The following is a 25092-nucleotide window of genomic DNA, read 5'->3' on the forward strand; positions in this document are numbered from 1 at the left end:
ATCGCGAGCCGGCTCACTGCTACATTGGAACGGGTTTAAACTGTAGGAGTGAGCCTGCTCGCGATGAGGCAATCAGCAGCACCCACAAATCCCTGATCAGCTCACTCGCGCCGCTCAAACCCCTCCCCCGTACACCCCAGACACCGCACAAACGCCGCCTTCGCCGGATCCACCACCAGCGCCTGCCCTGCATCCCCCACACCGCCACCCAGCGCGGTAAACGGCAGAGACACCACAAACGCCCCCGCACCGATCACCGTTGCCACCACCAGCAAGGGTCGGGCAATCAGCAAGTCGCCGAGCATGGCGTAAGCCGGAGGATTCTGGATGGTGTAGCGCGGATCACCGCTGCCGCTTTCAGAAGCCTGAGCCAGCAGGCTGGAACACAGCAGTACAGTGATAAAGAGGACTTGCAGGACTTTCATGGCACGATCCTTCGGGCTGTACAGTGAGACTTCTCACTATAGACCGGAGGATTTTTTCAGGTCTGGCAACGCGGGCAAAACACACTCGCGCGCTGGCCCAGCTTCACTTCCCGCAGCCCGGTACCGCAGACTTTGCAGTGTTCACCGCCTCGGCCGTAAACAAACAGTTCCTGCTGGAAATACCCCGGTTGGCCGTCACCGCCGATAAAGTCCCGCAGCGTCGTGCCGCCACGCTCGATGGCTGCGGCGAGGATGCGTTTGATCTCGATCGCCAGCTTCAGGTAACGCCCCCGGGAAATCCCCCCGGCCTCGCGACGCGGGTCGATCCCGGCGGCGAACAGCGCTTCGGTTGCGTAAATATTGCCCACCCCGACCACCACCGCGTTATCCATGATGAATGGCTTGACCGCCATCGAACGCCCGCGCGACAGCTGAAACAAGCGCTCGCCATCAAACAGATCGGTCAGCGGCTCCGGCCCGAGGCGAATCAGCAATTCGTGGTTGAGCGGGTCGGTACTCCAGAGCATTGCACCGAAACGCCGCGGGTCGGTGTAGCGCAGGGCCAGCCCCGACTCCAGTTCGATATCGACGTGCTCATGCTTGAGCGCCGGCAAGCCAACCTCGACCAGACGCAGATTACCCGACATGCCCAAGTGGCTGATCAACGTGCCGACCTCGGCATTGATCAGCAGGTATTTGGCGCGCCGCTCGACCAGCACGATACGTTGCCCCGACAGACGCACATCGAGATCGTCGGGGATCGGCCAGCGCAACCGCCGGTCACGCACAATCACCCGGCTGACGCGCTGGCCCTCCAGATGCGGAGCAATGCCCCGGCGGGTGGTTTCGACTTCCGGCAATTCAGGCATGGCGTCCCCGGATCAATGCGCGCCGAGGTCGCGGATGGTTTGTTTGAGGGTTTCGAAGTCGTAGTCCGACAGACCGACGTAATCGAGCACCAGCGGGCCGACCGCCTGCCATTCGAAATCCTCGGTCTGGTTGCCCAGCACCCGGTACGAGGCGCAAATGTGCTCGGCCATTTTCAGGATCGCCAAGAGGTTTTTCAGCTGGCTGTTCTTCGACGATTCGTCGCTGAAAATCGCCAGTGCGTTGTGGTGGTTGGCGATGGCGGCGCTGACATGCTCCGGCAGGCGCCACGACTTGGCGGTGTAGTAACCGACCACGGCGTGGTTGGTGTTGAACACGCGGTTCTCGGTATCAACCACCCGGCAGTCCGGGCTGGCACTGGCGTAGGCCTCTTCCAGCACGGTCATGTAATTGGGGAAGCGTTGCAGCATCAACGGCACGCCGCAGTCGTGGAACAGGCCCAACGCGTAGGCTTCGTCGCCGGCCTGGGTGCCGATGCGCTTGGCCAGGGTCAGGCAGGTCATTGCCACGTCCTGCGCGGTGTCCCAGAAACGGTTGAGGGTGACGATGGTGTCGTCGTTCATCTCGCCCTTGATCGACTGCGCGTTGATCAGGTTGATGATCGAACGGCTGCCCAACAGGTTCACCGCGCGCTGGATCGAGGTGATCTTGTTGCTCAGGCCGTAATACGGCGAGTTGACGATTTTCAGCAGCGCGCCGGACAGGCCGGGATCCTGGGAGATCAGCCTGGCGATCACCTCCAGGTCCGGGTCGGGCATGTACTGCTCCATTTGCAGATCCACCATGATCTGCGGTTGCGCCGGCACACTGATGCCTTGCAGCGATTGTTGAATCTGTTCGGTGGTCAGCTCTTGGGACATAAGTACACACTCTGGGACAGGCGGCGATTCTAACCGCTGAAACCGCAGGGCGACACACCGGCAGGCACATCGCTGGAACTTTCATCCGCGCGCAGGCTTCGGACTCTGTAGGGCGCGTCGCACCGTTGTGGTCCGGCGCGAAGCAAACTCCCACAGACTCAGGAGCTTACCGATGGCAATTTCCCTCAGCGGCAAACGCGTCGCTTTTTTGGTAACCGACGGTTTTGAGCAGGTTGAATTGACAGGTCCCAAGGACGCGCTCGAACAGGCTGGCGCACAGGTCGATATTCTTTCGGCCGAGGCCGGCACGGTCAAAGGCTGGAACCATGACAAACCGGCGGACGATTTTCCGGTCGCCAACACCTTCCAGGCCGTGAGCATCGATCAATACGATGCCGTGCTACTGCCGGGCGGTGTACAGAACTCAGACACCATTCGCATCGATCAGGACGCTCAGCATCTGGTCAAGACTGCCGCCTCGGCCGGCAAACCGATTGCCGTGATCTGTCATGGCAGCTGGCTGCTGATCTCGGCGGGCCTGGTCAATGGCAAAACCATGACCAGCTATAAAACAGTCAAGGACGATCTGGTCAACGCCGGTGCGAACTGGGTCGATCAAGAGGTGGTCAAGGACGGCAACCTGATCAGCAGCCGCCAGCCGGACGATGTGCCGGCGTTCAGTCAGGCCTTGATTGACGCGCTGGCGGCGTAACATGCCCACCTGTGGCGAGGGCGCTTGCTCCCGCTCGGCTGCGCAGCAGACGCAAACCCTGCGACCCGGCTTTCACTGGCCGGCCATGTAATGGTTTGGGGCCGCTGCGCAGCCCAGCGGGAGCAAGCGCCCTCGCCACAGGTCCATTCACCAGCCAAACAGGCCGAGCAACACGCTATACTCCCGCTCTTTTTTCCGGAGCGACGTCATGTCCCTGCCTAGCCTGCGCCTCAAAGCCAACGCCGACCGTCGCCTGCGCAACGGCCACTTGTGGGTCTATAGCAACGAAATCGATGTCGCCGCCACGCCGCTGCACGGTTTCAACGCCGGCGATCAAGCCATCCTCGAAGCCGCCGGCGGCAAGCCGCTGGGCATCGTTGCGATGAGCCCGAACAACCTGATCTGTGCCCGCCTGCTGTCGCGCGACATTAAAGTGGCGCTGGACAAATCCCTGCTCGTGCACCGCCTGAACGTTGCGCTGTCGCTGCGCGAGCGCCTGTTCGACAAACCGTTCTATCGCCTGGTCTACGGTGACTCCGACCTGCTGCCGGGCCTGGTGGTCGACCGTTTCGGCGATATCCTGGTGGTGCAGATCGCCTCTGCCACCATGGAAGCGCATAAAGACGACGTAATCGCCGCGCTGACCCAAGTGCTCAAGCCAAGCGGCATTCTGTTCAAGAACGATTCCGCCGCGCGTGACGCCGAAGGCCTCAACCGCTATGTCGAAACCGTGTTCGGTCTGGTCCCGGAATGGGTCGCGCTGGAAGAGAACGGCGTGAAGTTCGAAGCACCGGTCATTCAAGGGCAGAAAACCGGCTGGTTTTACGACCACCGCATGAACCGCGCGCGCCTGGCGCCTTACGCCAAAGGCAAACGCGTTCTCGACCTTTATAGCTACATCGGCGGCTGGGGCGTGCAGGCTGCCGCATTCGGCGCCAGCGAAGTGTTTTGCGTGGACGCATCGGCGTTCGCCCTTGATGGTGTCGAGCGCAACGCTGCCCTGAACGGCTTTGCCGACAAGATGACCTGCATCGAAGGCGACGTGTTCGAAGCCTTGAAAGAACTGAAGGCCAGCGAAGAGCGTTTCGACGTCATCGTGGCCGATCCGCCAGCGTTCATCAAACGCAAGAAGGACATGAAAAACGGCGAAGGCGCCTACCGCCGCCTCAATGAGCAAGCCATGCGCCTGCTCAACAAGGACGGCATTCTGGTCAGCGCTTCGTGCTCCATGCATTTGCCGGAAGATGACCTGCAGAACATCCTGCTGACCAGCGCCCGCCACCTGGATCGTAATATCCAGCTGCTCGAGCGCGGTGGCCAGGGTCCGGATCACCCGGTACACCCGGCCATCGCCGAAACGCGCTACATCAAGAGCATCACCTGCCGTTTGCTGCCCAACAGCTGATTGACACGCGATTGAACGGGGAGCCAGCGGCTCCCCTTTTTTTTGCGCGCCCCTTCCAACTGGCAACTTCCTACATTAGGTTCCCACTGGAACGCAGGAAATTTCCCTGCATAATTAATTACTCAAACTTATCCTACAAGTTAACGCTCGACGCACGACAAGTCCGACAAAATCGTTGGAATATTCCTACTTAATATCCGCTTGCCAATATTCCATTACAAACTATTATTGAGTTGTCGCCACGAGGCGACTTCAACTATCAAACGAACAAGGAGTTCATGCTATGAAAGTTATTTCTATGGAAAGCAACAAAATCGCAAACCTGGCATTTCTGGTAGCGCCTAAAGCCCGCTAAGCACGTCTAGACGCCGGAGAGTGCCGGCAATCCGGCGTCTACCAGACATTCAACCAGAGTGACTCTCGAACATGCACGTCAATCCTTATTTATTTATATTACCGCGCACGCCTGCCCAAATCGTCTGGAACTATAAAGACCATATTCAGTACGAGCTGGATCTGGAACACTCGTCACGCCTCGGCGAACTCATCAACAACCCCGGCCTGTTCGATAAACAGAACAACATAGATCTGCAACTACTGGATGCCGGCATATTAACTTCGCAAAAGGCCGATATTCCGCCATGGGGCTGGGATGAACTGTCGAGAATCTTTCATATCGGTACACAAAACATCCCCAGCCAAAAAAACCCGCAAACGATCGATGAATGGGCCAGGCAATACCTTGAACACTGCAACGACGTGCTGGCCAGCCCTGCGCCTGATACTCCTCGCCTGCCCAACCCCTTGGGTGAAACCATCGCCCTCCCAAAACCCGCCATCCCGGACCCTGACAGCCTGACCGACGTGCTGACTCGACGGAAAACCTGTCGCTCATTCACGGGGCGCGCCGTTTCACTCGCCGATGCCAGCACCCTGCTGTATTGGTCTTTCGGCTATCTGGGTGAGCGCGATCCTTCCGGGGACGGCATCGCCGAAGGCCTCGAAGCACGACGCAGCAGTCCTTCAGGCGGCGGCTTGAACGCCTGCGAATGCTTTGTCCTCGCCCAGCATGTCGATGGCCTGGAGCCGGGGGTTTACGCTTACCACCCCGACAGGCATGTTCTGACAGCGGTGAGCCCTTGGCTGCAGTCTCCACTGGGCCTGTTGCTGGGTGGGCAGCATTTCATCAATAACCTGCCGCTGGGGCTGTTCATCACCGCCCGATTCGACAAGCTATGGTGGAAATACCAACATTCGCGCGCCTATCGAATGGCCTTCGTCGAGGCCGGCCACCTTTCGCAAACCCTGCAGATGGTCGCCACGGCGCTCGGCCTCGGCACCTGGCTGACAGGGGCTTTCGCCGACGCGCAGGTCGAGGCGTTGCTGAAGGTTGCCGGCCGCGCAGAACAGCCCTTGTTTTTTGTCGGCTGCGGCGAAAGCGACGGCGAAGCGATGTGCCTGGAAATGCGCGAGCTGTTGCAGCGACAGCCCTGTGAGTCGCAGCCATGAGCACACTCACCGATGCTCAGGATACGCCGCCTGTTTCCTGGGCCCTGCGATTCACCTTGGGTGACTGGGACCGTCGCGCCTCGGTGCGTAACAGCCAACACGATTACCAGTTGCCGGACGACCTGCAGGAACAACTGCAAGCACGGTTCTGGTTTCCGCCGACGTTCCTGCCCTATCTGGCCCATCCGGCCATCGTCGCCGCCGGCAGTGTTGTGGCGCATCGCCTGTGCGCCAATCATCTGGTGCATTTTCTCGATTACACGACGCTGCTCGAACACCGCATCGTCAATCGTGCCGTCGAAGTCATCGTCCACGAAGAACTGCCGATGTTCGTTCCGGCGCAAATGAAAACCGCCGCCCTGCAGCTGTACACCGACGAGGGCTACCACGCACTGTTCTCCAATCGTCTTGCCGAACAGATTGCCGGTTTTTACGGTTTCACCGGGCGACCAGTCATGCCGTTGCGGATCACCCGACTCAACGCCCTGATCGCCCGCACGCCCGAAAGCCATCGCCCGCTGGCCTGGTTTCTGCTGGGCTTTGTCTCGGAAACCATCATCGCCCGGGAATTGCTGGATGTGTGCCGGGACAGTCTGGTGTCCAGCGTCAGCGACATGCTGCGCGACCACCTGACCGACGAGGCGCGGCACAGCCGCTATTTCAGCGAAGTGTTCCATTACCTGTGGCTGACCCTGAACGCCCGGCGGCGCACATTTGCGGCCCGGACGCTGGTGGACATCCTCGGAATTTTCTTCGAGGTCGACGAAGGCTGGTTGCAGCAAAGCCTGCGCGGGGCCGGCATCGGCGACGAAGCGATCGAGGAGATTCTTGCCAGCCTGACCCACCGGGAAGCCAAACGCCTGCGCGCCAGAAACGGCGCTATCGCCACCCTGCATGCATTGAAAAAGGCCGGTTTTTTCGCCTTGCCCAACAACTGCAAACTCTTCGCCAAGGCGGGACTGATCGATGAATGAAAACAGCTCTGTGGTCAGCTCGCGGCAAAAACGCGGGGCGGTCAGTCTCTTGTTGGCGATGGTCTTGCTGGGGGTGTTTCCACTGGATGTGCTGCTGCCTTCCTTTCCAGCCCTGGCCGCTCACTTTCACCACACCCCGGCGGACATAGCGCTGTCCATCAGCCTGTTCGCCCTGGGCATCGCGTTCGCCCAGTTGCTGATTGGCCCGCTGTCGGACGCCATTGGCCGCAAAAGCCTGTTACTGACCGGCATGACGGTCTCGATGGTCGGTGCCCTTGGCTGCGTGGTGACCAGCGACTACACCGTGTTCCTGATCTTTCGGGTGGTGCAGGCGCTGGGTTGCGGTTGCTTCGTCCTGTCCCAGGCGCTGGTCCAGGATCTGTTCGAAGGCGAGGAACGTGACCGCCTGCGCATCCTGATGGTCACGGCCACAGGGCTCTTCATCTCGGTCTCGCCATTGGCCGGCACCTTTTTACAGGCCACCCTCGGCTGGCGTGGCAGTTTCTGGCTGTTCACGCTGCTGGCGGCGCTGGTATGGCTTAAAGCCTGGTGGTTTCTGCACAACGACCGCCCGACACACCGGGACAGGCCGCTGGGTTTCATTCGTTCTTATCGCAAAGTGCTGGGCAACGGCGAGTTTGTCGGCTACTGGCTGATCTCGGCGTTTGCGTTCGCCTGCCACTTTTCGTTCATCGTGATATCGCCGTTGATTTTCATGGATCAACTGCAACTGGCGCCGTATGACTTCTCGCTGGTTCTGCTGGCTTACGGTGCGGCCTACGTCATCGGCGGCCTGGTCGCCACGGTATTGAGCCGACGGATAAACCCCGAGGAGCAAATCGTCGCCGGGCTGAGTCTGATTCTGTTGTCAGGGCTGGTGATGCTGATCCTGTCGTCGGCTTTCACCTTGACCATCACCAGCGTGCTGATCCCCATGCTGATCTGTACCGCCGGCACCACCATCGCTCGCCCGGCCGCCACCTCGCGGGCCATGGATATTTTTCCGCACATCGCCGGCACCTCGGCTTCGGCGGGCAGCATCATCATTTTCATCTGCGGCGGTTTGATCAGCGCGCTGATCAGCCTGAGCCCCACCAACCTTCAATCGACCCTGGCGTGCAGTTTCCTGCTGCTCAGCGGCGTGGCGCTGCTGCTGAACCAGTGGATCAGCCGCCGCCGAACACACCTGGCCGGCCAGGGCGTTGCGCAACCGAGACGCCCATAAACCTGCCGGTCGTCATTCCGCGCACGGTGACAGCGGGGGAACAACACGTTGCGCCATTCCCTCCAGACGCCAGCGGTGTAGAATCGCTGGATTCATCGCCATTCATCCCCGGCGGGTTTATGAGCTCAGGCTGAGACCAGCGGCGATCCCGCAACGTCATCGGCAACTTCCGGACACACGGCCATTTCTGAGTGTCCCTGAGGTCAACAGAAGCTCACTCCCCTTAAGTACCTGATTAGCCGCCCGGAGTGCTCCATGCCAGATTACCGCTCGAAAACATCCACCCACGGCCGCAACATGGCCGGCGCCCGCGCACTGTGGCGCGCCACCGGGATGAAAGATGACGACTTCAAGAAGCCGATCATCGCCATTGCCAACTCGTTTACCCAGTTCGTGCCGGGCCATGTGCACCTCAAGGACCTGGGCCAACTGGTCGCCCGCGAAATCGAGCGCGCCGGCGGTGTAGCGAAGGAATTCAACACCATCGCCGTGGATGACGGCATCGCCATGGGCCACGACGGCATGCTTTATTCGCTGCCGAGCCGCGAGATCATCGCCGACTCCGTCGAGTACATGGTCAACGCCCACTGTGCCGACGCCATCGTCTGCATTTCCAACTGCGACAAGATCACCCCGGGCATGCTGATGGCTGCCTTGCGCCTGAACATTCCGGTGATCTTCGTTTCCGGCGGTCCGATGGAAGCCGGCAAGACCAAGCTCGCCGCCCACGGTCTCGACCTCGTCGATGCCATGGTGATCGCCGCCGACGCCAGCGCGTCCGACGAGAAAGTCGCCGAGTACGAGCGCAGCGCCTGCCCGACCTGCGGTTCGTGCTCCGGCATGTTCACCGCCAACTCGATGAACTGCCTGACCGAGGCGCTGGGCCTGGCCTTGCCGGGCAACGGTTCGACCCTCGCCACCCACAGCGACCGCGAACAGCTGTTCCTGCAGGCCGGCCGGACCATTGTCGAGCTGTGCAAGCGTTACTACGGCGAGAACGACGAGTCGGTACTGCCGCGCAACATCGCCAACTTCAAGGCGTTCGAGAACGCGATGATGCTCGACATCGCCATGGGCGGTTCGACCAACACCATCCTGCACTTGCTCGCTGCCGCCCAGGAGGCCGAAATCGATTTCGACCTGCGCGACATCGACCGTCTCTCGCGCAGCGTTCCACAGCTGTGCAAAGTCGCACCGAATATCCAGAAGTACCACATGGAAGACGTGCACCGCGCCGGCGGCATTTTCAGCATCCTCGGCTCGCTGGCCCGCGGCGGTCTGCTGCACACCGACCTGCCGACCGTGCACAGCCGCAGCATGGAAGAAGCCATCGCCAAGTGGGACATCACCCAGACCACCGACGAAGCCGTGCATCACTTCTTCAAGGCAGGTCCTGCGGGCATTCCGACGCAAACCGCATTCAGCCAGTCGACTCGTTGGGAAACCCTCGACGACGACCGTGAAAACGGCTGCATCCGCAGTTTCGAACACGCCTATTCGAAAGAGGGTGGTCTGGCCGTGCTGTACGGCAATATCGCGCTCGATGGTTGCGTGGTGAAAACCGCCGGTGTCGATGAATCAATCCACGTCTTCGAAGGCAACGCGAAAATCTTCGAAAGCCAGGACAGCGCGGTGCGCGGCATCCTTGCCGACGAAGTGAAAGCCGGCGATATCGTGATCATTCGTTACGAAGGGCCGAAAGGTGGCCCGGGCATGCAGGAAATGCTCTATCCGACCTCGTACCTGAAATCCAAAGGCCTGGGCAAAGCCTGCGCCCTGTTGACCGACGGCCGTTTCTCCGGCGGCACCTCGGGTCTGTCCATCGGTCACGCTTCGCCAGAGGCTGCGGCCGGCGGCGCAATCGGCCTGGTGCAGGACGGTGACAAGGTGCTGATCGACATTCCGAACCGCTCGATCAATCTGTTGGTCAGCGACGAAGAACTGGCGGCACGCCGGATCGTGCAGGACAGGAAAGGCTGGAAACCGGTCGAACAGCGTCCGCGCAAAGTGACCACAGCGCTGAAGGCCTACGCCCTGCTGGCGACCAGCGCCGACAAGGGTGCGGTGCGTAACAAGGCGATGCTCGACGGCTTGTAAGTCTTAGGCGTCATAAAAATGCCCCGCCAAGTGCGGGGCATTTTTTTGCCTGACTAATTTAGCTGGTGAACATGATGGCCCCATCGCGAGCAGGCTCGCTCCTACAGGGGAACGCATTTCAATCTGTAGGAGTGAGCCTGCTCGCGATGGGGACGACGCGGTATTACTGAATATCCTCCGGCTTGACGATCACCCAGTTCTTGTCCGCCGTCACCGGCAAACCTTGCTTGGCCTGAGCCGCGGCGTGCTTGGCCATCATGCCGTTGATCTGGGTCATGTACTTGTCCTTGCGGTTGATCCACAAGTGAATGCCGCCCTTGGCCACGTCGACATTATGGAACAGCATATAGCCGTCGCTGGTCGGGGTGTCGCCACCCACCAGCACCGGTTTTTTCCATTCGTCGATGTAAGTGAGGATCGCGGCGTGCTTGCCGGCCATCCAGGTGGCCGGGGTCCACAGATAAGGGGTCAGTTCCAGGCCGAGATTGGCCTGCTCGTCGTATTTGCCGGCAGTGATCTGCTTGCGTGCGGTGGTCAGTTCGCCGCTCTTGCGGTCCTTGAGCAGCAGCGAAACGCCGATGACGTTTTGCGGTTTGACGTTGTAGCCGTACTTCGGATCCGCCGCGACCATGCGCACCAACTCTTCAGAGGCCGCGGTCATCACGTAGACCTCAATGCCGTTCTCCATCAGCTTGTTGTACAGCTCCTGCTGACCGGTGAAGATTTTCGGCGGGTTGACGTCAAGCGTCTTCACCACATCGCCTTCGTAGTAAGTCGCAGGCACTGGTTTGCCAGACGCCATCAGCTCATCGACGTAGCCCTTGAGTTCCTTGAGGGTAAAACCGGAAAACACCTGAGCTACCCACGGGTAGCAGACCATGTCGTCGATTTCGCAGAGGCGGTAGTAGTAACTGAACAGGCTTTCCTTGTGCTCGGCGGTGTCCTTGAACGGCATCAGTTTCAGCGAGGGGTCGAGTTTATCGCGGGTGATCAGGCCCTTGTTTTCCATGAACGGCAGCAGGGATTCTTCGAGGTCGTAGCGGTAACTGGTGTTGTCCATGTCGAACACCGCGTAGTTACCCTTGTTGGCATTGGCGGCGATCATCGCGTCGAGCGCCTTGGCCTGATCCGCCGGCCAGTGTTTGAGGTCAGTGGCAAAGGCCTGGCTGGCGAAGGCCAGACCCACACTCAGCGCAACAGCCAGATATTTCGGTGCGAACTTCATAAGCCTCTACTCCCCGCGTTGAAAGAGCTCGACCGTAACAAATCGATATGACGAACTTCGTCTGCCAGCGACCGTCCGCGTCCGTTTTACGCCAGGTGCTTTGCCGAGAGCGACACACGCTTATTCCAAAAACGACGGAGAGCCTGCGATTTTGGTATTAATTCATTGCAAATCAAGCTGTTAGGCTTATCGGTTCGCAGCAGCCCCGGACGGCTGTTGGCACAGTCTTTCCTGGAGTCCTCATGAACCTACCGTTGATTCTCAACCTGCTGGTGTTCCTCGCCCTGCTCTTGGGCCTGGCGCAGACCCGCCACACCTCATGGAGCCTGGCGAAAAAAGTCCTGCTCGCGCTGGTTCTGGGTGTGGCCTTCGGCGTGGCGCTGCACACGATTTACGGTGCCGGCAACCCGGTGCTGAAAAAGTCGATCGGCTGGTTCGATCTGGTCGGCAACGGTTACGTGCAGTTGCTGCAAATGATCGTCATCCCGCTGGTATTCGCCTCGATCCTCAGCGCCGTGGCGCGTCTGCACAACGCTTCGTCGCTGGGCAAGATCAGTTTCCTGACCATCGGCACGCTGTTGTTCACCACCGCCATCGCGGCGCTGATCGGCATCGGCCTGACCAATCTGTTCGGCCTCACCGCCGAAGGTCTGGTCGCCGGCACTCAGGAAATGGCCCGCCTGCAAACCATTCAGAACGACTACGCCGGCAAGGTCGCCGACCTGAATGTGCCGCAACTGCTGCTGTCGTTCATTCCGCAGAACCCGTTCGCCGATCTGGCCCGGGCAAAGCCGACCTCGATCATCAGCGTGGTGATTTTCGCAGCGTTCCTCGGGGTTGCTGCCCTGCAGTTGCTCAAGGACGACGTGGAAAAAGGTCAGAAAGTGATCAATGCCATCGACACCCTGCAAGCCTGGGTGATGCGTCTGGTGCGTCTGGTGATGAAGTTGACGCCGTACGGCGTGCTGGCGCTGATGACCAAAGTGGTCGCCGGTTCCAACCTGCAAGACATCATCAAGCTCGGCAGTTTCGTCGTGGTCTCGTACCTCGGCCTGGGCCTGATGTTTGTGGTGCACGGCGTGCTGGTATCGGCGGCCGGGATCAACCCGCTGCGTTTCTTCCGCAAAATCTGGCCGGTGCTGACGTTCGCGTTCACCAGCCGCTCCAGCGCGGCGACCATTCCGCTGAGCATTGAAGCGCAGACTCGTCGTTTGGGCATTCCGTCGTCGGTCGCCAGTTTTGCCGCTTCGTTCGGTGCGACCATCGGCCAGAACGGTTGTGCCGGTCTCTATCCGGCGATGTTGGCAGTGATGGTGGCGCCGACGGTCGGCATCAACCCGCTGGACCCCCTGTGGATCGCGACGCTGGTGGCGATTGTCACGTTGAGTTCGGCCGGTGTGGCCGGGGTCGGTGGCGGCGCGACGTTCGCCGCACTGATCGTGCTGCCGGCGATGGGCTTGCCGGTGTCACTGGTGGCGCTGCTGATTTCGGTCGAGCCGCTGATTGATATGGGCCGTACCGCGCTGAACGTGAGTGGCTCGATTACCGCGGGTGCGATTACCAGCCAGGTCATGCAGCAGACTGATAAAGAATTGCTGGATGCCGATGAGCATGCGGAGTTGGCGCAGGCATAAGTAGCGCCTGACAAACCGCTATCGCGAGCAGGCTCACTCCTACAATTGGAATGCGTTCCCCTTGTAGGAGTGTGCCTGCTCGCGATGCTTTTAAGCCTTCTCCCAAACCTCAAAGCTGTAAGCGGGTTTGTCACCTTCAGCCGGATTCGGCACGTTCGAGACCAGCTTCCACTCGCTCAAATCAAACTCTGGAAACCACGCGTCGCCCTCCGGGCTCAGCGCCACGCGGGTCAGGTACAGCCGATCGGCCTGTGCCAAGCCTTGCGCATACAGTTGTGCCCCGCCAATCAGCATCAGTTCATCAACGCCCTGCTCTTTCGCCCACTCTTCGGCGCGAATCACTGCTGCCTCAAGCGACGGATAAACCTCGGCGCCTTCAAGCACCAGCTCTGGCTGGCGGCTGACCACGATGTTCAAGCGCCCCGGCAGTGGCCGGCCGAGCGAATCCCAAGTCTTGCGGCCCATGATGATCGGCTTGCCGAGCGTGGTCGCCTTGAAGTATTTGAAATCCCCCGGCAGGTGCCAGGGCATGCTGTTGTCGACGCCGATCACGCGGTTTGCACCGAGGGCTGCGATCAGGCTTAAAGGGAGTGATTTAGTCATGCCGGCGAGGATACCAGAGCCGCGCTTACCCCGATAAGCGCCACAGCGGTTATGCTCAGCGCTCGATTAAAGCGACGGGACGCCGCGTGACTGAACTGACTCCATTGCAAAACCTCTGGCTGACTGAAACCGTGCGCCTGCGCGAAGAACACGCAGGCCCCTTGGACGATCTGGAAGCCAATCGGCTGGCCCGTGCGGCCGGCGGCGATCTGCCCGGCCGCATTCAGCGCCGCGCGTTATGGCTGGCCGAACGCGACGGACTGACGGCTGCGCTCAAGCACTGGCTGCAAGGCGCGCGTCTGGCGCTGGTGTTGTTGATGATCTTCGCGGTGCTGAGCGGCGCCGGTCTGGCCTTCGCCGCACTCGGGCAGACGCCCGTGAATGTGTTCTGGGCTTTGGGCAGTCTGCTCGGGATCAATCTGATTCTGTTGTTGAGCTGGGCGCTGGGCTTGATCTTTGCCGGCGAACACGGCGCCACGCTCGGGCGTTTGTGGTTGTGGCTCAGCGAAAAACTTGCCCGCGACGCCAAAGCCGCGCAACTGGCGCCCGCCCTGCTACTGATGCTGCAACGCAAGAAACTCAACCGCTGGGCGCTCGGCACGCTGGTCAATGGCCTGTGGCTACTGGCGATGTTCAGCGCGCTGATCCTGCTGCTGACGCTGATGGCGACCCGGCGCTACGGCTTCGTCTGGGAGACCACGATTCTCGGCGCCGACACGTTTATCTCTATCACCCAGGCCCTCGGCTATCTGCCTTCGCTGATCGGCTTCAACGTGCCGACGGTTGAGATGATCCGCGCCAGCGGCAACGGCGCCCTCGACATCGAAAGCGCCCGGCAGGCCTGGGCGAGCTGGCTGGTCGGGGTGCTGGTGGTGTACGGCGTGCTGCCGCGACTGCTGCTGGCGCTGTTGTGTTTCTGGCGCTGGAACAGCGGCAAAGCCTCGCTGCGTCTGGACCTGAATTTGCCCGGCTACGCACAACTGCGCGAGCGGCTGATGCCGACCAGCGAACGCCTCGGCGTCAACGATCCGGAGCCGGCGCAATTGCATCGCGTCGAAAGCCAGGTCGGCGAGCTGGCCAGCGAAGGCGCGCTGCTGGTCGCCATCGAACTCGACGAGCAGCGCCCATGGCCGCCCGCGCTGCCGAAAAACGTCAACAATGCCGGCATCCTCGACAGCCGCGAATCCCGCCACAAGCTCCTCGAACAACTGAGCCGCTTCCCGCCGGCGCGGTTGGCGATTGCATGTGATCCGCGACGCTCGCCGGATCGCGGCAGCCTCGCCTTGATCGCTGAACTGGCCCGCAATGCCGGCGCCACCCGGGTCTGGCTGCTGCAAGCGCCACCCGGCGAAGGCCTGGACGCCGAACGCCTGGGTGACTGGCACGTCGCGCTGCAACAGTTGGAGTTGCCGTTCGCCGATTGCGCGCCGATGAACTGGCTGGAGAGCGGACATGACTGATGCACGCAAGGCACCGCTGAAACTCGCAGTGGTCGGCCACACCAACGTCGGCAAGACCTCACTGCTGCGCACGCTGACCCGCGACGTCGGTTTCGGCGAAGTCTCCCATCGACCGAGCACCACCCGGCACGTCGAGGGCGCGCGGCTGTCGGTGGATGGCGAGCCGTTGCTCGACCTCTACGACACGCCGGGGCTGGAAGACGCCATCGCCCTGCTGGATTTTCTCGAGCGCCTGGAACGCCCCGGCGAACGCCTCGACGGCCCGGCGCGACTGGCGCGGTTCCTCGACGGCAGCGAGGCGCGCCAGCGTTTCGAGCAGGAAGCCAAAGTGCTGCGGCAACTGCTCGCCTCGGATGCCGGCCTGTATGTGATCGACGCCCGCGAACCGGTGTTGGCTAAATATCGCGATGAACTGGAAGTGCTCGCCAGTTGCGGCAAACCGCTGCTGCCGGTGCTGAATTTCGTCAGCAGTGCCAACCATCGCGAGCCGGATTGGCGCGAAGCATTGGCGCGGCTGGGGCTGCATGCGCTGGTGCGTTTTGACAGCGTTGCGCCGCCCGAGGATGGTGAGCGCCGGCTGTACGAAAGCCTCGCGCTGCTGCTGGAAAACGCCCGGTCGCAACTGGAGCGCTTGATTGCCGACCAACAGGCGCAGCGCCTGGCGCGTCAGCAAAGTGCGGCGCGCCTGATTGCCGACTTATTGATCGACTGCGCCGCGTGCCGGCGCAGTGTGGTCAGCGATGCCGAGCAGGAGCAGCAAGCGATCAGTGAGTTGCGCAAAGCGGTGCGTCAGCGCGAACAGAAGTGTGTCGAGGCGCTGCTCAAACTCTACGCGTTCCGCCCACAGGACGCGGCCGCCAGTGATCTGCCGTTGCTTGACGGGCGTTGGGGCGATGACCTGTTCAACCCCGAGACCCTGAAGCAACTCGGCGTACGCGTTGGCGGCGGTATTGCTGCCGGGGCAGCAGCCGGGGCTGGCGTGGATTTGCTGGTGGGCGGAATTACCCTCGGCGCAGCGGCATTGGCCGGGGCGATTGCCGGTGGCGCGCTGCAAACGGCGCGCAGTTATGGCAGCCGCCTGCTCGGCAAGATCAAGGGCCAGCGGGAATTGACGGTGGATGATGCGGTGCTGCGCCTGTTGGCGTTGCGCCAGCGACAGCTGTTGCTGGCGCTTGATCAGCGCGGGCATGCGGCGCTGGACAGCATTCAGGTGGCCACGCCTGTGGACAAGACCTGGCGCGAGGGCAAGTTGCCCGAAGCCTTGAACAAGGCCCGGGCGCATCCGCAGTGGTCATCGCTCAATCCGCATCCGAAACTGAATCAGGCGGAGCGGCAGGAGCAGATTGAGGCTTTGGCCAAAGATCTATAGCGACTGGTCTGCCCCCTTCGCGAGCAAGCCCGCTCCCACATTGGATAGTGGTCACAACACAAAACCCTGTGGGAGCGAGCTTGCTCGCGAATGCAGTACCGCGGTTCAGAGGCTTACCCACAAGCAGTCGCGCCGCTTTCTCTGCGCGGGATCATCTATGCGTGGTTTCTGCCTCCTCCAAAAGCTGCACGATATTGCGCTCGGCCAGCGCCGGGCCGACGCTCATGCCGACGCCGCTGTGCATCAGCGCCACACTCAAGCCCGGTGCGGGGCGCAGGAACGAAAACGGCGCCGGCCCGCGAGCACCATAGACGCCCTGCCAGCGCTCGACCACTTGCACCTTGCAGCCCAGCGTCTGCTCGGCCAGTTCGAGCATCCAGTTGTCGATCTGCTCGGCGTTGAACGGTGAAGCATCGCTGCCGTAATGATGCGAATCGCCAATGATCAGTTCACCATAGGGGGTCGGGCTGATCAGCAGGTGAATGCCGTTGGCGTGCAGGTGTGGCTGATCGCGACAGATCTGTGCCTGCACCGCCGCTGCTTCCGGCAAATCGGCGAACGCGCCGTAGTGCACACAGCTCAAACCGGTGAGCACAGCGTGTTGCAGATTCAGCTCGATTTGCGGTTTTGCGCGGAGCATCTGCAACTGGCAGATTCGCGGCTCGAGTGCGGCGATCGGCTCGGCCAGCAGGGTTTGATAGTCGTGGCCGGAACAGACGATGATTTGCGGCGCAGTGAAGTCGCCGGCAGTGCTGCGCAGACGTCCCGACTCGACGCCGCGCACCAGTGTGGAAAAGTGAAACTCGACGTCGAGGTCGCGCCGCAGGTAGTCGACCAATGCCGGAATCGCTTCGCGCGAATACAGCTGTTGATCGTCGATACCGTGCAGCGCCGCGCGGTGATGGCTGAACTGGCCGTTGTACAGATCACGCAGGGCGGCGCCGCGCAGCAGGTCAACGTTGTAGCCGTGCTCGATTGCGCGGCCAGCACAGAAGGCTTCAAGCAGTTGCTCTTCGGCTTCGGTACGGGCGAACAGGTATGAGCCGTTGCGCTTGATCTGCAAACCGGCGAGTTGCGCCCAGTCGCCCCAGATTTCGCCGCTGGCCTTGGCCAGTTCCAGCATCGCGCCGGGTGGCTGGCCGGTGACCAATGCCTGGCCGAAGTTGCGCACCGAGGCGCCAAGAGGGACGGCGGTGCGTTCGAACACCGCGACGTTGAGGCCGCGTTTGGCGGCGGCATAGGCGTGAGAGAGGCCGAGGATGCCGGCGCCGACGATGAGCAGGTCTTTGGGGTGTGTCATTTGGATTTTTCCTGAATTCAGAACCGCCATCGCGAGCAGGCTCACTCCTACAGGGGAACGCATTCCAATTGTAGGAGTGAGCCTGCTCGCGATGAGGCCCTGTCAGCCTGCGAAGATTTACTTGGCAGCCACTTTCTCGGACTTGCCGTCATAGCGCTTGCGCCATTCAGCCAGGATCGCGTCGCGGTTCTTCGACGCCCAGGCAAAGTCATTTTTGATCAGGCGCTGCTCATAATCGGCCGGCAATTCGGTCTGCGGCTTGGCGATCCCCGGCTGGGCGAGCACGGCGAAGTTTTCTTTGTACAAATCCATCGCCTCGGCACTCGCCGAAAAATCAGCCAGCTTCTGCGCCGCTTCTTCATGCGGCGTGCCTTTGATCACCGCTGTCGCTTCGATCTCCCAGCCCAGGCCTTCCTTCGGCAGGATGATGTCCAGCGGCGCACCCTGGCGCTTCAACTGTACGGCTGGGTACTCAAAGGATATGCCGATTGGAAACTCGCCCGCTGCCGCCAGTTTGCAAGGCTTGGAACCGGAGTGAACGTACTGGCCGATGTTCTGGTGCAGACCGTCCATATAGGCCCAGCCCTGCGGCTCGCCGAAGGTTTGCAGCCAGGCGCTGACGTCGAGAAAACCGGTGCCGGACGAGGCCGGGTTGGGCATGACAATCTTGCCCTTGTACTCAGGTTTGGTCAGGTCCTGCCAGCTCACTGGCTTGGTCAGCCCCTGCTTCTCGGCTTCGACGGTGTTGAAGCAGATCGTCGCGGCCCAGACATCCATGCCGACCCACGCCGGAGGGTTGGCGGCGGCGCGGTAGTTCGCACCGATCTTGTCCAGATCCTTCGGCGCATAGCTTTGCAGCATGCCTTGCTGATCAAGAATCGCCAGGCTGGACGCCGCCAGGCCCCACACCGCATCCGCCTGAGGCCGGGCTTTTTCAGCCAGCAGTTTGGCGGTGATGATTCCGGTGGAATCGCGCACCCATTTGATCCCGATGTCCGGGTTGGCCTTTTCAAAGGCTTCCTTGTAGGACTTCAGTTGCTCGGCTTCGAGGGCGGTGTACACCGTCAACTCGGTTTTGGCCGCGAAGGCATTCAGGCTGAACGTCGCGAGCGCAGCAGCGGCCAGGGCCATAGGCTTGAACATGAGCGGATTCCTGTCTTGAGCGTTGAAGGTGTGATTTCAGTGACCGGGCGCGGTTTGCCGCCAGGCCTGGGAACGGCGCAGCAAGCCGCGCGAAGCCCACGCCAGCAGCAGCGACACGCCCGCCGAGGTGAACAGAATCAGAGTCGACATCGCCGCCGCGCCGCCAACGTTGCCGGCGTCGTCCATGTTCAGCACCGCCACTGCGGCAAGGATGGTGTCGGGGCTGTAGAGGAAAATCGCCGCCGACACCGTGGTCATCGCCGAGACGAACAGGTAGCGCACGATATCCAGCAGCGCCGGCAGGCAGATCGGCACGGTCACACGCAGGAAGTGGCGGTACAGCGGCGCCTTGAGCGACAGCGCGGCGGCTTCGAACTCGGCGTCGAGCTGGCGCAGCGCGGTGGTCGCGGTCATTTGCGCGGTGGTCAAATAATGCGCAATGGTGCAGACGATCAGCAGCGTCATCGTCCCGTATAGAACGTGCAACGGGTTGCCGCTGAGATTGAAGAAGAACACGTAGCCCAAGCCAAGTACCAAACCCGGCACCGCCATCGGTACAAAACTGAGCATGCGCAAGGTCAGGTTCAGCCCGGGTTGGGTGCGGGTTTTCTCCATCAGATAGGCGCCGGTGAAGATCAGCACACTGCCGATCAGTGCCGTGCCTAACGCCATCTTCAAACTGTTGCTGTAGGCGAGCCAGCCACCGCCGGCGGTCTCGTTGAACTGATAGTGGTTGAGCGACAGCGACAGATTGTATGGCCAGAATTTCACCAACGATGAGAACACCGCCATGCCGAACACCAGCAACAGCGCGGCGCTGCTCAACAAGACAATCGCCAGGTAGCAACCATCGCGCAGCTTGGACGGCAACGGTTTGAACACCTGTGCGCGTCCGCTCATGGAATCGCCGTGTCGACGACGCAGCCAGGCATCGACGCCAAAACTGAATAATGCCGGCAGCAGCAACACCATGCCGATCAACGCGCCGCGCCCGAATTGCTGCTGACCGACCACGGCTTTGTAGGCCTCAAGCGCCAGCAATTGATAGTCGCCACCGACCACCACCGGCACCCCGAAATCGGTGATGGTCAGGGTGAACACCAGACAGAACGCGGCAAACACCGCTTGGCGCGTCGCCGGCCAGGTGATGCTGCGAAACGCCTTGGCCGGACTGGCGCCCATGCTCGACGCAGCGTCGAACAGACGCGCATCGGCCAGCGACAACGCCGAGAGCAAAATCATCAGCGCATGGGGAAAGGTATAAATCACCTCGCCCAGCACAATCCCCCAGAACCCGTAGATATTGTCCGAGAGCAGCCCGCGCAGCAGGCCCTGGTTGCCGAACAGATAGACCAGCGCAATCCCCGGCAGCATCGACGGCGCCATCAGCGGCAGCAGGGAAATCCCGCGCCAGATGCCTTTGGCCGGAATCAGCGTGCGTTGCAGCGCGTAGGCAAACAGGTAAGCCAGCGGTACGACGATGGCGGCGACGCTGAGGGAAACTTTCAGGCTGTTGCCGAGCAGCCAGTGGAAATTTGCGCTGGTCACCAGTGTTTTCGCCGCGAGCCAGCCACCGCCCTGCCCGGCGTCATTGCTGAAGCCGCGCCAGAAGATTGCCAGCAATGGCAGCAGTACGGCGAGGCCGAGCAATACCAGCAGGAGTATTTTGCCGCCGACCACGAACAGGCGATCGCCGATCTCGGCGCGGGACGTCGGCCGTATCCGCTTGTCCGGCAGCGGCAAGGCGATCGGGGCGCTCATCAGGCGAACACCTGCAAGCTGCGCGGCGGCAAGGCGACCATGATCTGCTGGGCGCCGAGGCGTGGCATGGCTTCCGGCGCCAATTCGGCGAGCAGCGCATGGCCCGGCAGTTGATCAAGTTCGAAGCTCATGCGGCAGCGGTTGCCGAGGAAGGTGATCTCGCGAACCTTGGCCGGGAACAGGTTTTCTTCGTGCACCAGCGGATTGACGTTGATCGCCTCCGGGCGGCAAAACAGTCGACCCGACGCGCTCTGCACACTGCCATCGGCCAGGCGCAGATTCATGCCGCCGACCTGGGCGTGGCTGTCACTGCTGCGCTGGAACGGCAGCCAGTTGCCCTGCCCGACGAACTCGGCAACAAACGGCGTGGCCGGACGGTTGTAAATTTCCTGCGGGGTGGCGTATTGCTCGACGCGGCCGTTGTTCATCACCGCAATGCGGTCGGCCATCAGCATCGCTTCGTCCTGATTGTGCGTGACCATCAGGGTGGTGATGCCGAGGTTGCGTTGCAGCTGGCGCAGTTCGGTGCACAGATGCTCGCGGACCCGCGCGTCGAGGGCCGACATCGGTTCATCCAGCAACAGCAGCGACGGGGCCGGCGCCAACGCTCGGGCCAGGGCAACGCGCTGTTGCTGGCCGCCGGACAATTGCCCGGGGTACTTTTTCTCGCTGCCGCTGAGGCCGACCAGTTCCAGCATCTGACCGACGCGACGGCGCACTTCGTCGCGACCGCTGCCGGCGAGGCCGTAGGCAATGTTCGCTTCGACGGTCAGATTGGGGAACAGCGCGTAGGACTGGAACAGAATGCCGTAATCCCGGGCCTGCGGGGCGAGGTGCGAAACGTCGCGCTCGCCCAGGTACAACTCGCCGCTGTCCTGCTTCTCCAGCCCGGCGATGCAACGCAGCAGCGTGGTCTTGCCACAGCCCGACGGGCCGAGCAGACACACCAGTTCACCGGCGGCGACATCAAGGGAGACGTTATCCAGCGCGGTGAAGGCGCCGAAGCGCTTTTGCACGCCGCGCACTTTCATCGGCGCGCCGGGATGGGTCAGGGCAGTGGCGAAGGCAGGATTCATGGACAAACCTCATCAAGCAGATGGGGCCAATCCTAGAGCTGTAATGCGTCCGTCATGTGGCAGTGAGGCAAAAACGGCTGATAGTGGTATTCGGGGTTTTTGGTTCAAATGAAGCGTTGCCCGCCCTGGCCCCATCGCGAGCAGGCTCACTCCTACAGTTGGAATGCGTTCCCCTGTAGGAGTGAGCCTGCTCGCGATGGGGCCAGTCGGCACACTCGAAATTCAGGCCGGGGACATCTCTTGGGCCAAGCCGAGGAATGCCGCCGGCAACCGCGCCCCTTTGCGCTCCTTGAGGCAATACAGATACTCCGGAATCTGCGGCGCATTCTCGATGGACAGCACGCGCAGTTGCGGATCGTGCGGCACTTCTTGGCGGGCAATGATGCTGATGCCAATATTGCGCAGCACCGCCTCGCGGATCGACTCGCGGCTGCCGATCTCCAGCAGCGGCCCGAAGCTCACCCCGGCACTGGCCAGCAACTCTTCAGTCAGCCGCCGCGTGGTCGAACCCGATTCGCGCATCAACAGCGTATGCCCGGCCAAAGCACTCAATGTCACATGCTGCTGCGCCGCCAGCGGATGATTGCGGTGCACCGCCAGCACCAGCGGATCGGTGCCGAGCACGCGGCGAATCAACCGCGCGTCGTCGAGCAACTGTGACGATGCCGCCACGTCGACGCGATAATCCTCCAGCGCTTCGAGTACCTGCTGCGAGTTGCCGATTTCCACCGACACTTCCACCTGCGGCAAACGCTCGCGAAAGGTTTTTACCAGATCAAGGATGTAATACGGCGCGGTGGCGGCAATGCGCAGCGTGCCCTGCACCTGGCCGCTGTTGCGCAGAAAGAACTCGATGTCCGCCTCTTGCTGCAACAGCGCTTTGACCATCGGCAGCAGGCGCGCACCTTCATCGCTGACACTCAGGCGGCGGCCGCCACGGTAGAACAACTCCACCGAATACTGGCTCTCCAGGTTACGGATCTGCGTGGTCACGGTCGGTTGGCTGAGGCCGAGCTTCTTCGCCGCCAGCGTGATGCTACCCAGGCGGGCGACCCTGTAAAACGCTTTCAGCTCGGCACTCAGCACAACCATCCCTCATCGTTTATTTGCGCAGCAGACGCAAACCGTTGAACACCACCAGCAGGCTCACGCCCATGTCGGCGAACACCGCCATCCACATGGTGGCGAGCCCGGCGAAGGTTACCCCAAGAAAGATCGCCTTGATCACCAAAGCCAGGGCGATGTTCTGTTTCAAGATGCTGGCCGTGTTGCGCGACAGGCTGATGAATGCCGGGATCTTGCGCAGATCATCATCCATCAGGGCGACATCCGCGGTTTCAATCGCCGTATCGGTGCCGGCCGCAGCCATGGCGAAACCAATCTCGGCGCGGGCCAGTGCCGGAGCGTCGTTGATGCCGTCACCGACCATGCCGACTCGGTGGCCCTGCTTGTACAGATTTTCGATGGCTTGCAGTTTGTCGGTCGGCAGCAAGTCGCCTCGCGCCTCGTCGATACCGACTTGGGCGGCAATCGCTTGGGCGGTATGGACGTTGTCGCCGGTGAGCATCAGGGTTTTCACCCCCAGTTCATGCAATTGGCGAATCGCCTCGCGACTGGTTTCCTTGACGGTGTCGGCCACTGCAAACAGCGCCAACGGGCCGGACGGGTCCAACAGCAACACCACTGATTTGCCCTGTTTCTCCAACGCAAACAGCTTTTCTTCCAGCTGCGGCGAACACAGCCCCAGTTCTTCGACCAGACGATGGTTGCCCAAGTGATAGGTCTGGCCGTTGATCTCACCTTTGACGCCGCGACCGCCAAGCGCTGTGAAGTTATCCACAGTGAGCACTTCAAGATTTTTATCCACAGCGGCGCTGGCGATGGCCAGCGACACCGGGTGATCGGAACGCCCGGCCAAGGCAGCGGCAATTGCCGGCGCTGTGGCATCGGCGGTCGGGTCGAGCGACAGGTAGTCGGTCTGCACCGGTTTGCCGTGGGTGATCGTCCCGGTTTTATCCAGCGCCAGGTAATCGAGCTTGAAACCGCCCTCCAGGTACACGCCGCCCTTGACCAGAATGCCTTTGCGCGCCGCCGCAGCAAGACCGCTGACGATGGTCACCGGCGTGGAAATTACCAACGCACATGGGCAGGCGACCACCAGCAACACCAGCGCGCGGTAGATCCAGTCGAACCACGCAGCGCCCATGAACAAGGGGGGTACGATCGCCACGGCCAAGGCAAAGACGAACACCACGGGCGTGTAGATTTTCGAGAATTGATCGACGAAGCGCTGGGTCGGTGCCCGCGCGCCCTGGGCCTGTTCAACGGCATGAATGATCCGCGCCAGGGTCGAGTTGTTGGCTGCGGCGCTAACTGTGTACTCCAGCGAACCGGCCTGGTTGATGGTACCGGCAAAGACTTTGTCGCCGATGGTCTTCTCTACCGGCAGGCTTTCACCGGTGATCGGCGCCTGGTCGATGGTCGAGCTGCCACTGGCTACTTCGCCGTCGAGGGCGATGCGCTCGCCGGGCTTCACCCGCACACGGGCGCCGAGTTCAACGCTTTTCACCTCTTGTTCGAGCCAGTTGCCGTCGGCCTGCAACACCGTCGCCTGCTCTGGGGTCATCTGCATCAGACCGCTGATCGCATTGCGCGCGCGGTCCAGCGAGCGCGCTTCGATCAACTCGGCAACGGTAAAGAGGAACATCACCATCGCCGCTTCTGGCCATTGGCCAATGAGGATTGCGCCCGTTACGGCGATGCTCATTAATGCATTGATGTTGAGGTTGCGGTTCTTCAGGGCGATCCAGCCCTTTTTGTAAGTGCCGAGGCCACCGCTAAGAATCGACACCAGTGCTACGACCGCCACCACCCAGTCCGGCGCGGCGTTGGTGAAGTGGATAACTTCGGCTGCCAGCGCGGTCACGCCAGACAGCGCCAGTGGCCACCAGTGCTTTTTCACTGGCGTCGGGGCCGGCGCGTCGACGCCCGCCTCCAAGGGTTCGGCGTGCATGCCGAGGGATTTGATCGCCGCCGTGATCGGTGCGGTGTCCGCCAGATTATGGGTCACGCCGAGTACACGGTTGATCAGGTTGAATTCCAGCTGCTGCACGCCGGCCAGTTTACCGAGCTTGTTCTGGATCAGCGTCTGCTCGGTCGGGCAATCCATGGCTTCGATGCGGAAACTGCTCAGCCGCGCATCGGCGCTGGTCTTTTCACTCAGTTGCACCCGCGCGGGCGCTGCGGCTTTCGACGAGCAGCAGGCGTCTTCGTGCGAATGAACCGGGGCCGGCGCAGCGGCTTTCGAACCACAGCAAGAGTCGCCGCCATGCGCATGTTTATGCACGGGCTGCGCTTTATGACTGTGGTCGTACCCGTCGCCGGGTTTGTGGGTGTGCAGGGAATCGCTCATTGGTCGCGTCCATG

General features: G+C 61.5%; 20 protein-coding genes. 9 read left to right on the forward strand and 11 right to left on the reverse strand.

Annotation, left to right across the window (positions count from 1 at the left end):
- Positions 1 to 101 precede the first annotated feature (101 nt).
- Genes HU765_RS23560 through HU765_RS23570 form a run of 3 tightly spaced genes read right to left on the reverse strand, consistent with a single transcriptional unit; the run spans position 102 to position 2119 of the window.
- A complete protein-coding gene (locus HU765_RS23560) occupies positions 102 to 425 on the reverse strand; it encodes a multidrug transporter (protein WP_186623335.1) in 324 nt (107 codons plus the stop codon).
- Positions 426 to 481: 56 nt separating this feature from the next.
- A complete protein-coding gene (gene mutM / locus HU765_RS23565) occupies positions 482 to 1294 on the reverse strand; it encodes a bifunctional DNA-formamidopyrimidine glycosylase/DNA-(apurinic or apyrimidinic site) lyase (protein WP_186623337.1) in 813 nt (270 codons plus the stop codon).
- Between the two features lie 12 nt (positions 1295 to 1306).
- Complete coding sequence (locus HU765_RS23570) at positions 1307 to 2119, reverse strand: HDOD domain-containing protein (protein ID WP_186551268.1); 813 nt, start codon at positions 2117 to 2119, stop codon at positions 1307 to 1309.
- A gap of 226 nt (positions 2120 to 2345) precedes the next feature.
- On the opposite strand from HU765_RS23570, the gene HU765_RS23575 reads away from it, so the two are divergent.
- The 6 genes from HU765_RS23575 to ilvD all read left to right on the forward strand — a co-directional run bounded on the left by HU765_RS23575 (position 2346) and on the right by ilvD (position 10095).
- Positions 2346 to 2885, forward strand: coding sequence for a type 1 glutamine amidotransferase domain-containing protein (locus HU765_RS23575; RefSeq protein WP_186623339.1), 540 nt, complete (start codon positions 2346 to 2348; stop codon positions 2883 to 2885).
- A 208-nt stretch (positions 2886 to 3093) separates the two neighbouring features.
- Positions 3094 to 4290 (forward strand): class I SAM-dependent rRNA methyltransferase, encoded by a 1197-nt coding sequence (locus tag HU765_RS23580; RefSeq protein ID WP_034153685.1) that lies wholly within the window; start codon positions 3094 to 3096, stop codon positions 4288 to 4290.
- A gap of 426 nt (positions 4291 to 4716) precedes the next feature.
- Positions 4717 to 5799, forward strand: a complete 1083-nt coding sequence (locus HU765_RS23585) for a SagB family peptide dehydrogenase (RefSeq protein WP_186623342.1) — start codon at positions 4717 to 4719, stop codon at positions 5797 to 5799.
- Positions 5796 to 6773, forward strand: coding sequence for a diiron oxygenase (locus tag HU765_RS23590; protein ID WP_186623344.1), 978 nt, complete (start codon positions 5796 to 5798; stop codon positions 6771 to 6773). The genes HU765_RS23585 and HU765_RS23590 overlap by 4 nt, the downstream gene beginning before the upstream one ends.
- The gene (locus tag HU765_RS23595) at positions 6766 to 7998 is read left to right on the forward strand and encodes a multidrug effflux MFS transporter (RefSeq protein ID WP_186623346.1); all 1233 of its coding nucleotides are present in this window, start codon (positions 6766 to 6768) and stop codon (positions 7996 to 7998) included. Before HU765_RS23590 ends, HU765_RS23595 begins: the two co-directional genes overlap by 8 nt.
- 255 nt (positions 7999 to 8253) lie before the next feature.
- Positions 8254 to 10095, forward strand: coding sequence for a dihydroxy-acid dehydratase (ilvD, locus tag HU765_RS23600; protein ID WP_186623348.1), 1842 nt, complete (start codon positions 8254 to 8256; stop codon positions 10093 to 10095).
- 163 nt (positions 10096 to 10258) lie between these two features.
- Here ilvD and HU765_RS23605 read toward each other — a convergent pair whose 3' ends face one another.
- Positions 10259 to 11320, reverse strand: coding sequence for a haloacid dehalogenase-like hydrolase (locus HU765_RS23605; protein WP_186623352.1), 1062 nt, complete (start codon positions 11318 to 11320; stop codon positions 10259 to 10261).
- 242 nt (positions 11321 to 11562) lie between these two features.
- On the opposite strand from HU765_RS23605, the gene HU765_RS23610 reads away from it, so the two are divergent.
- Positions 11563 to 12954, forward strand: a complete 1392-nt coding sequence (locus HU765_RS23610; protein ID WP_186623353.1) for an L-cystine transporter — start codon at positions 11563 to 11565, stop codon at positions 12952 to 12954.
- Positions 12955 to 13044: 90 nt separating this feature from the next.
- Here HU765_RS23610 and HU765_RS23615 read toward each other — a convergent pair whose 3' ends face one another.
- Positions 13045 to 13557 (reverse strand): dihydrofolate reductase, encoded by a 513-nt coding sequence (locus tag HU765_RS23615; protein WP_186623354.1) that lies wholly within the window; start codon positions 13555 to 13557, stop codon positions 13045 to 13047.
- Positions 13558 to 13643: 86 nt separating this feature from the next.
- Here HU765_RS23615 and HU765_RS23620 point away from each other — a divergent pair, with 86 nt between their 5' ends.
- Positions 13644 to 15017 carry a DUF2868 domain-containing protein gene (locus HU765_RS23620; RefSeq protein WP_186623355.1) on the forward strand — a complete coding sequence of 458 codons (1374 nt, stop codon included), beginning with the start codon at positions 13644 to 13646 and terminating at the stop codon, positions 15015 to 15017.
- A complete protein-coding gene (locus HU765_RS23625; protein ID WP_186623356.1) occupies positions 15010 to 16386 on the forward strand; it encodes a GTPase/DUF3482 domain-containing protein in 1377 nt (458 codons plus the stop codon). The genes HU765_RS23620 and HU765_RS23625 overlap by 8 nt, the downstream gene beginning before the upstream one ends.
- Before the next feature lie 151 nt (positions 16387 to 16537).
- Here HU765_RS23625 and HU765_RS23630 read toward each other — a convergent pair whose 3' ends face one another.
- From HU765_RS23630 to HU765_RS23655, 6 genes are all read right to left on the reverse strand, one after another.
- Positions 16538 to 17686 carry a TIGR03364 family FAD-dependent oxidoreductase gene (locus HU765_RS23630; RefSeq protein ID WP_186623357.1) on the reverse strand — a complete coding sequence of 383 codons (1149 nt, stop codon included), beginning with the start codon at positions 17684 to 17686 and terminating at the stop codon, positions 16538 to 16540.
- Between the two features lie 117 nt (positions 17687 to 17803).
- The gene (locus tag HU765_RS23635; protein ID WP_186623358.1) at positions 17804 to 18829 is read right to left on the reverse strand and encodes a putative 2-aminoethylphosphonate ABC transporter substrate-binding protein; all 1026 of its coding nucleotides are present in this window, start codon (positions 18827 to 18829) and stop codon (positions 17804 to 17806) included.
- A 36-nt stretch (positions 18830 to 18865) separates the two neighbouring features.
- Entirely contained in the window at positions 18866 to 20590 is a 1725-nt protein-coding gene (locus HU765_RS23640; protein WP_186623360.1) for a putative 2-aminoethylphosphonate ABC transporter permease subunit, read from the reverse strand.
- Positions 20590 to 21666 (reverse strand): putative 2-aminoethylphosphonate ABC transporter ATP-binding protein, encoded by a 1077-nt coding sequence (locus tag HU765_RS23645; RefSeq protein WP_186623361.1) that lies wholly within the window; start codon positions 21664 to 21666, stop codon positions 20590 to 20592. The genes HU765_RS23640 and HU765_RS23645 overlap by 1 nt, the downstream gene beginning before the upstream one ends.
- Positions 21667 to 21888: 222 nt before the next feature.
- Positions 21889 to 22752: a LysR substrate-binding domain-containing protein gene (locus HU765_RS23650; RefSeq protein WP_186623375.1), complete on the reverse strand. Its 864-nt coding sequence runs from the start codon at positions 22750 to 22752 to the stop codon at positions 21889 to 21891.
- Between the two features lie 16 nt (positions 22753 to 22768).
- Positions 22769 to 25078, reverse strand: a complete 2310-nt coding sequence (locus tag HU765_RS23655) for a heavy metal translocating P-type ATPase (RefSeq protein WP_186623362.1) — start codon at positions 25076 to 25078, stop codon at positions 22769 to 22771.
- Positions 25079 to 25092 lie beyond the last annotated feature (14 nt).

It is taken from the genome of Pseudomonas sp. SWRI81 (assembly GCF_014268545.1).
GTDB lineage: Bacteria > Pseudomonadota > Gammaproteobacteria > Pseudomonadales > Pseudomonadaceae > Aquipseudomonas > Aquipseudomonas hamedanensis.